The sequence below is a fragment of the Microbacterium sp. K41 genome (assembly GCF_004794395.1).
Taxonomy (GTDB): Bacteria; Actinomycetota; Actinomycetes; order Actinomycetales; family Microbacteriaceae; genus Microbacterium; species Microbacterium sufflavum.
Map to the genome: position 1 here is coordinate 1 of NZ_SSDO01000465.1, position 7,733 is coordinate 7,733.

Below are 7,733 nucleotides of genomic sequence, written 5' to 3' on the forward strand. Positions count from 1 at the left end.
CGCGGTCCCGGCGGGCGCTCCAGCGATCGGCCGCCCGCACCGCCAGCACACCGAGGTCGCGGCGCACGTTGACGCTCATGATCAGCAGCTCGGTGTCGCGCGGACGGCCGAGGAGCGGCGCGCTCACGACCGCGACCTCGCCGGAGCGGCGACGCCGAGCCGATGCAGCGTGCGGCGCAGGGCCAGCCGCGTCCACCGCACGGGCGGGAAGTCCTCCGGCCAGTGGATCAGCACCGTGCGGACGCCGCGGTGCACGCGGCGGGCGAACGAACGGCCGCTGTGGAAGGGACGCATCGAGATGCCCATCCCCGCCTCGCGCGCCCAGCGGATGCGGTGGCGTTCGCCGAGGTGGAACGCGAGGTCGAGGTCGTCGTGCACCTCGGGGTCGTCGCGGTGCACGCGGTCGCGCACGTCGCGCCACGCCCAGCGCCGGAGCGCGAGGTTCGAGCCGAACAGCGGTGCATGTCCGAGGGCGCTGCCGCACACCAGGGCGTAGGCGAGCAGATACGCGGTCGCGAGCGGGCGGCGCAGCGGTCGCGGTCCGTCGAGGAAGAGCGCGCCCCCGGTCCACGCCGCGACCCCGGGGTCGCGCACGCAGGCCGCGAGCATGACCTCGACCCACTGCCGGTCCGGGATGCAGTCGGCATCGAGACGCAGGAGCACGTCTCCCGACGCGGCGTCGTAGCCGGCTGCGCTCGCCGCGGCCGTGCCGGGTGTCGCGCAGTGGATGAGCCGCACGCCGTGAGCGGACGCGACCGCGCCGGACGCGTCGGTGGAGGCGTTGTCGACCACCAGGATCTCGTCCGGGGCGCGCGTCTGCGCGGCGAGCGCCGTGAGGCAGCGGTGCAGTTCGGCGGCGTCGTCCTTGACCGGGATCACCACCGTGACGGTGGGGTCGGGGGTGGCTGGTGTGGCGCGCTGCACGTCGTCTCCTCGCGGCTCGTCGGCCCAGCGTAGGCGGCGGGTGGGACCTGCCGCGACACGGTTGACAGCGCCCGGGGCTGGTCGATAGGGCGGTGTGGATAACTCCGGAGGGGCAGCGGCGATCCTTGTCAGGATGCTCGGGTGATCCATCCCTCCACGGCCATCGCCGAACACGTCCGTCGTCGCCTGCGTGCCGAGGGCGTCGACCCGGCCGACGACCCGGAGCGTGCGAGATCCATCGCGCGCTCGGAGGTGCGGCGCTACGACGATCTCGCGCTGGCGCGCGGGGCGGAGCCCGTGGACGACGAGACCGCGTGCATCAGCGAGGTGCTCGCCGCGATCGGCGGCTTCGGCGTCCTGCAGCCGCTCCTCGATGCGCCGGACATCGAGGAGATCTGGGTCAACGGCGACGGGGGCGTGCACGTGGCCCGCGGCGGCACATCCGAGCGCACCGGCCTGCGCCTCGACGAGACCGTCGTGCGCGACCTCGTGGAGCGCATGCTGCACTCCTCGGGACGCCGCGTCGACATCGGCCAGCCGTTCGTCGACGCGTCGCTGCCCGACGGCTCTCGGCTGCACGTCGCGATCGCCGACGTGGTGCGCGGCGCGTGGAGCGTGAACATCCGCAAATTCCTCACCGGGCACCGCACGCTGGACGAGCTCGTCGCGCAGGGCTCGCTGCCGCCCGCGACGGCGGCGGAGCTGGCGACCGCCATGCGCGAGGGGGCGACCGTGATCGTGTCCGGGGCGACGCACGCGGGCAAGACGACGATCCTCGGGGCGCTTCTCGCGGCGTGCGCGTCGTCTCAGCGCATCGTCACGGTGGAGGAGACCTTCGAGCTGGCGGTCGGCGGGCCTGACGTGGTGGCGTTGCAAGGACGGCAGCCCAGTCTGGAGGGCACGGGGGAGATCACCCTGCGACGGCTGGTGAAGGAGGCGCTGCGCATGCGCCCGGATCGGCTCGTGGTCGGCGAGGTGCGCGACGCCGAGGCTCTCGACCTCGTCCTGGCGCTCAACACCGGTGTGCCGGGGGCGTGCACGGTGCACGCCAACAGCGCGGCCGAGGCGATCGAGAAGCTCTGCCTGCTGCCCCTGCTCGCCGGACGGAACATCGACCGAGGTTTCATCGCTCCCGCCCTGGCATCCGCGATCGACCTCGTGGTGCACTGCGAGCGGGATCGGGAAGGACGACGCCGCGTCCGCGAGATCCTCGCCCCGTCCGGCGAGGTCCGCGACGGTCGCGTGCAGTGCCGGACGGTGTACGACGCGACCGCGGAAGCGCGGGACCGGGTGGCGTCGTTCGCGGACCTCGTCGGGGGAGCACAGGCGTGAGCGTGCTGCTCGGGGCGATGCTGGCGGCGGGCCTGCTCCTGGTGCTCTCGCCCTGGCTCTGGCCGGCGGAGCGCCGGGCGCCGCGTGCGATTGCTCAGGGGCGCCTCACACGGCTCGGGGAGGAGGCCGGTTTTCCCGCGCTTCCCGCCTCGGCGCTGATCGCCGCGATCGCCGCGGCGGCCCTCATCGCCGGGTCGATCGTCTGGCTCATGACCGGGGTCGTGGTGCTCGCCGCGCTGGCGATCCTCGCGGGAGGGGTCGCCCCCGTCGCCTTCCTGCGCGGCCGGAGGCGGCGGCTGCGGCGACTGCGGCGGCAGCTCTGGCCCGACGTGTGCGATCTGCTGATCGCGTCGATCAGGGTCGGGCTGTCGCTCCCGGACGCGGTGGCGTCGCTCGGCGAGTCCGCACCGCCCGCACTCCGCCCCGCTTTCCGCGCGTTCGCTCGGGACCTGGAAGGCAGTGGCCGGTTCGAGTCGAGCCTCGACCGGCTGAAGGATGCGCTGGCCGACCCGATCGGCGATCGCATCGTCGAGACGCTGCGGATGGCGCGGCAGGTCGGGGGCACCGAGCTGATCGGGGTGCTGCGCGCCCTGTCGGCGTCGGTCAGGGCGGATGCGGCGCTGCGCGGAGAGGTCGAGGCACGGCAGTCGTGGATCCGGGGGGCCGCGGTGCTGGGGGCGGTCGCGCCCTGGGTCATCCTGACGCTGCTGGTGCTGCGACCCGAGGGAGCCAAGGCCTACGGCACCCCCGAGGGGGTGGTGGTGATCTGCGTCGGCGCCGTGGTGTCGGTCGCGGCCTTCCGCATCATGGTCCGCATCGGGCGTCTCCCCGAGCCGCGGCGGTGGTTCGGATGACCGGGATCACGGCGCTCGCGGCCGCGGTCCTGCTGGGAGGCGGTTTCGCGGCCGGGGTCCTCCTTCTGCTCGCGCGGCTGCCTCGGTGGCGGGCGGCACCGCTGATGTCTCGGATCGCCCCCTACGTGCGCGACGTGGTGGACGATGAGCGGCTGCCGGCGACGGCGCTTCCGGGCGTCGGACGCCTCCCCGCGCACCGGAGCTCGCCGGGCGAGCGGGTGCGCGATGCCCTCGAGCGTCTGGTGGGCGACGGCGACGTGCTGCGCAAGCGCCTGGCGCAGGCGGGGTCGGCGCTGAGTCCTGTCGCGTTCCGGGGCAGACAGCTCGCCTGGACGCTGGCGGGCATCGCGACCGGTGCGATCGCGGTGATCGTGCTCGTGCTCACCGGTCGCTGGTCGGTGCCGGTCGGTGTGATCCCGCTGCTCGCCGGCGCAACGGCCGCGATCGGCTACGACATGCAGCTCTCCGCCCGCGTCAGGGCTCGGCGCACGCGGCTCGCCGACGAACTGCCGACGACCCTCGAGTTCCTGGCGCTGTGCCTCTCGGCCGGCGAGAGCTTCCTCGACGCGGTGCGGCGCGTGGCCGGGGTGGGGTCGGGCGAGCTGACCGGGGAACTGCGCCGCGTCGTGCTGGAGGTGGGGACCGGGTCGACGCTCGCGGAGGGGCTGGGCGATATGGCCGCACGGCTGGAGCTGCCCGGCCTCTCGCGCGCGGTGGACCAGATCGTCGCCGCACTGGAGCACGGAGCACCGCTGGCCGCCGTGTTGCACGCCCAGGCCGGCGACGCGCGGGAGGAGGCCAAGCGCACCCTCATCGAGCAGGCGGGGCGCAAGGAGATCCTGATGCTGCTTCCGCTGGTGTTCCTGATCCTGCCGCTGTCGGTGGTGTTCGCGATCTATCCCGGGCTGTTCATCCTGCGGCTCGGCCTCGGCTGACGTGCCTGGTGCCCGCCTGTGGATAACCGCGCACGCGGGTGGGCGCTCCCGGGCAGACTGACGGCATGATCACACGCCTGCGTTCTCCGCTCCGTGCCCTCGCCGACGACGAGAGGGGAGACGTCCCCGGCTGGGTGCTCGTGACACTCATGACGGCGGGGTTGGTCGTGGTGATCTGGGCCGTCGCGGGGCCCGCGCTGACCTCGCTGTTCGAGCAGGCGATCCAGCGGGTGTCGGGTCTCTGACGTGCCCCTCCGTGCGGCCGTGATCGATGACCGCGGGTCGAACCCGGTGGAGTTCGTCCTGGTCGGCACGCTCCTCACCGCCCTCACTCTCGCGGTGCTGCAGCTGGCGCTCGCGGTCTACGTGCGCAACGTGGTGCACGACGCGGCGGTGGAGGGCGCCTACTACGCCGCCCTCGCAGACGTCTCGCTCGGCGAGGGGAAGCAGCGCACGCAGGATGTGATCACCCGCGCGATCGGCCCCGCCTACGCGGAGGACGTCGCCGTCGGGACGTCGCGCGTCGCGGACCGGGAGTCGGTCGACGTGCGGGTGAGGACCAACCTGCCGGTGTTCGGCCTGATCGGCGTGCCGTACGGGCTGCAGGTCGAGGCTCACGCACCGGCGGAGTCGTTCGATGCGGGATGATCGCGGCTCGAGCTCCCTGGAGTTCATCGCCGCCGGGGTTCTGATGCTCGTGCCGCTGCTGTATCTGGTGATCGTGCTGGGCTCCGTTCAGGAGCAGACGCTGGGGGTCGAGGCCGCCGCCCGGCACGCGGCGCGCGTGATCGCGACCGCTCCCGACGCGAGGACGGCCGCCTCCCAGGGTGATGCGGTGCTGTCGAGCATCGCATCGCAGTACGGCATCGACGACGACGACGTGCAGTTGGCCGTGACGTGTCTGCCACAGGGCGTTCCGTGCCCGTCCGCCGGTGCGACCGTCATGGTCTCGGTCGCCACCAGCGCCCGCCTGCCGTTCGTACCCGCGGTCCTGGGCCTGGACAGAGCCGTGTCGGTGCCGATCGAGGCCGTGTCGGCGCAGAAGGTGTCGCGTCAGTGGGGTGCCGAGTGAAGGCGGGGGACGCCGCCCGGGGCACGGACGCGGAGGAGGGGAGCGTGCTGCTGCTCGTGCTCGGCTACGTGCTGCTCGCGCTCGCCGTGATCTTCGTGTGCGCCTGCGCCACCGACCTGTACATCGCCCAGAAGCGCCTGGACGCCCTCGCCGATGCGGCCGCGCTCGCCGGAACCGACGGCTTCGTCCTCACGGTGCAGGGGCAGACGCCGCGCGCGGAACTCACGGACGGGGCGGTGGCGGCGCAGGCCCGGCCGCTCGTGGACGGTGCGGGCGGGGACGAGGTGCTGGTGTCGGCGACCTCCCCGGACGGGGCTTCGGCGCGCGTGACCGTTCGCACGGCGTGGCATCCACCGCTCGTGTCGCCGTTCGTGCCGGAGGGTCTCACGCTGCAGGCGACCGCGACGAGCCGCACCGCCCTGCGGTGACCAGCCGGGGCCTCAGGCCTCCGCGGGCGGATCCGGGCGGGGGACGAAGCGGGGGATCCACCGCAGGAACCCGGCAGCGCCGAGCAGTCCGATCACGCCGATGGCGCCCGCGGCGACGGAGAGCGTCGACACCGCGGTGATGGCGGAGACGAGGAGCGGGGCGACGGCGCCGCCCGCATCGGTCAGCGTGCGCCAGGAGCCGAGGAAGGCGGCGGGCTCGCGCTCCGGGGCGACGTCGGCGCCGAGCGTGAGCAGGATGCCGCTGGAGAGCCCGTTGCCCACGCCCAGGACGGCGGCGAACATCCCGAACCACAGCACCGCGGCATCCCCGTCGTGGGTGAAGGCCAGGGCGAGGAACCCGACACCCATGAGCAGCATCGCAGGCATGGCCGCCCACAGCCGCCCGAACCGGTCCATCACCTGCCCGCTCGCGTAGAAGAGGGCGAAGTCGATCGCGCCCGAGACCCCGACGACCAGGGCGATCGTCGACGCGTCGAGCCCCAGCGACAGGCCCCACAGCGGCAGGACCACCTGCCGGGCGGAGCGGACGGCGGACAGAGACGCGGCGGCGAGACCGAGCCGTGACAGCAGTCGTCGCTGCCGCCACATGGTCTGGAAGATGCCCGCGCGCTCGATCGTCGGGATCGAGCCGCTCACGGCCTCTCCGCTGTCCTCCACGAAACGCTCGGTCGAACGCACCGGCGGGATCGTCGCCTCCGGGTCCGGCCCGAACAGCACGAGCAGCACCATCACCACGAGGCAGACGCCGAAGAACCAGATCGCCGCGGACTCGCTGCCGAACAGCTGCAGAAGCCCCGCGGCGACGAACGGGCCGATGAAGATGCCCAGACGGAAGCTGCCGCCCAACAGGGACAGCGAGCGCGCACGGAACGGCAGGGGAACGCGCGTGGTCATGAACGCGTGCCGCGCCAGCCCGAACGCGGCCGCGCACAGCCCGAGCACGAACACGGAGGCCGCGAGCACGCCGAGCGACGGCGCGAACAGCATGCCCGCTCCGGACAGCAGCGCCGCCGTTCCGGCGATCACCATCGTGTATCGCTCGCCGATGCGGCCCACGGCCCAGCCGGCCGGGAGGTTCCCGCAGAGCTGTCCCACCACGAGCGCCGACGCGACCAGCGCCGCCGTCGCCACGTCTGCGCCCATCGACGCGGCGATCACCGGGATCAGGGGGATGACCGCTCCCTCGCCGAGGGCGAAGAGGACGGTGGGCAGATACACCATCGGTCCGAACTGACGAAGGACCGTGGATGCGCTGCTCACCCTCTTCACGCTACTCCCGCGCGGGAGCAGCACCCGACGACGGCGTCCCCGCGGGCGCGGGCGGCACGTTAGGCTGAGGTGTCATGCTCGAACTAGATCTCTCCGCCGAAATCCAGGCGCTCAGGCACACCTTCGGCGACATCAGCGAGGTCGTCGATGTCAACCGTCTGCGCGAGGACATCGCGCGACTCAGCGAGGAGGCCGGTGCGCCCGACCTCTGGGACGACACCGAGAACGCGCAGAAGGTGACGAGTGCGCTGAGCCACCGTCAGTCCGAGCTCGCGCGCATCACCGGCATCGCCCAGCGCCTCGACGACCTCGAGGTGCTCGTCGACCTGGCCAACGAGATGGGCGACGAGGACTCCGCCATCGAGGCGCGCAACGAGCTCGGCACCCTGACCGACCTCATCAACCAGCTCGAGGTGCAGACGCTCCTCGACGGCGAGTACGACGAGCGCAGCGCGATCGTCACGATCCGCTCCGGGGCGGGTGGCGACGACGCCACCGACTTTGCGGAGATGCTCATGCGCATGTACCTGCGGTGGGCTGAGCGGCACAAGTACCCCGTCAAGGTGATGGACACCTCGTACGCCGAGGGTGCGGGCATCAAGTCGGCGACCTTCGAGATCGATGCCCCCTACGCGTTCGGCACGATCTCCGTCGAGGCCGGCACGCACCGCCTCGCGCGCATCAGCCCCTTCGGCTCGGCCGACAAGCGGCAGACGTCGTTCGCCGCCGTCGAGGTGATCCCGCTGATGGAGGAGGCCACCGAGGTCGACATCCCGGAGAACGACATCCGCGTCGACGTGTTCCGCTCCTCGGGCCCGGGTGGGCAGTCGGTCAACACGACCGACTCCGCCGTGCGCATCACGCACCTCCCGACCGGCATCGTCGTGTCGATGCAGAA

At 72.7% G+C, this 7,733-nt stretch carries 10 protein-coding genes; 8 read left to right on the plus strand and 2 right to left on the minus strand.

What is annotated here, in order from left to right:
* Positions 1 to 123 precede the first annotated feature (123 nt).
* The gene (locus tag DW309_RS15120) at positions 124 to 924 is read right to left on the minus strand and encodes a glycosyltransferase family A protein (protein WP_240753253.1); all 801 of its coding nucleotides are present in this window, start codon (positions 922 to 924) and stop codon (positions 124 to 126) included.
* Positions 925 to 1,065: 141 nt separating this feature from the next.
* On the opposite strand from DW309_RS15120, the gene DW309_RS15125 reads away from it, so the two are divergent.
* The 7 genes from DW309_RS15125 to DW309_RS15155 all read left to right on the plus strand — a co-directional run bounded on the left by DW309_RS15125 (position 1,066) and on the right by DW309_RS15155 (position 5,545).
* Positions 1,066 to 2,256 (plus strand): TadA family conjugal transfer-associated ATPase, encoded by a 1,191-nt coding sequence (locus DW309_RS15125; RefSeq protein WP_240753254.1) that lies wholly within the window; start codon positions 1,066 to 1,068, stop codon positions 2,254 to 2,256.
* Positions 2,253 to 3,110 (plus strand): type II secretion system F family protein, encoded by an 858-nt coding sequence (locus DW309_RS15130; protein WP_136045842.1) that lies wholly within the window; start codon positions 2,253 to 2,255, stop codon positions 3,108 to 3,110. Before DW309_RS15125 ends, DW309_RS15130 begins: the two co-directional genes overlap by 4 nt.
* The gene (locus DW309_RS15135) at positions 3,107 to 4,045 is read left to right on the plus strand and encodes a type II secretion system F family protein (RefSeq protein ID WP_136045843.1); all 939 of its coding nucleotides are present in this window, start codon (positions 3,107 to 3,109) and stop codon (positions 4,043 to 4,045) included. The genes DW309_RS15130 and DW309_RS15135 overlap by 4 nt, the downstream gene beginning before the upstream one ends.
* A gap of 65 nt (positions 4,046 to 4,110) precedes the next feature.
* Positions 4,111 to 4,290, plus strand: a complete 180-nt coding sequence (locus DW309_RS15140; protein ID WP_136030645.1) for a hypothetical protein — start codon at positions 4,111 to 4,113, stop codon at positions 4,288 to 4,290.
* A gap of 1 nt (position 4,291) precedes the next feature.
* A complete protein-coding gene (locus tag DW309_RS15145; RefSeq protein WP_240753255.1) occupies positions 4,292 to 4,693 on the plus strand; it encodes a TadE/TadG family type IV pilus assembly protein in 402 nt (133 codons plus the stop codon).
* The gene (locus DW309_RS15150) at positions 4,683 to 5,117 is read left to right on the plus strand and encodes a TadE family protein (protein WP_136045844.1); all 435 of its coding nucleotides are present in this window, start codon (positions 4,683 to 4,685) and stop codon (positions 5,115 to 5,117) included. The genes DW309_RS15145 and DW309_RS15150 overlap by 11 nt, the downstream gene beginning before the upstream one ends.
* On the plus strand, positions 5,114 to 5,545 hold the full coding sequence (locus tag DW309_RS15155) for a hypothetical protein (RefSeq protein WP_136045845.1): 432 nt from the start codon (positions 5,114 to 5,116) through the stop codon (positions 5,543 to 5,545). The genes DW309_RS15150 and DW309_RS15155 overlap by 4 nt, the downstream gene beginning before the upstream one ends.
* 12 nt (positions 5,546 to 5,557) lie before the next feature.
* On the opposite strand, the gene DW309_RS15160 is transcribed toward DW309_RS15155, so the two are convergent.
* Positions 5,558 to 6,787 carry an MFS transporter gene (locus DW309_RS15160; protein ID WP_136045849.1) on the minus strand — a complete coding sequence of 410 codons (1,230 nt, stop codon included), beginning with the start codon at positions 6,785 to 6,787 and terminating at the stop codon, positions 5,558 to 5,560.
* A gap of 122 nt (positions 6,788 to 6,909) precedes the next feature.
* Between DW309_RS15160 and DW309_RS15165 the strand changes: the two genes are divergently transcribed.
* A partial coding sequence (locus tag DW309_RS15165) for a PCRF domain-containing protein (RefSeq protein WP_136045846.1) occupies positions 6,910 to 7,733 on the plus strand: 824 nt, incomplete at its 3' end.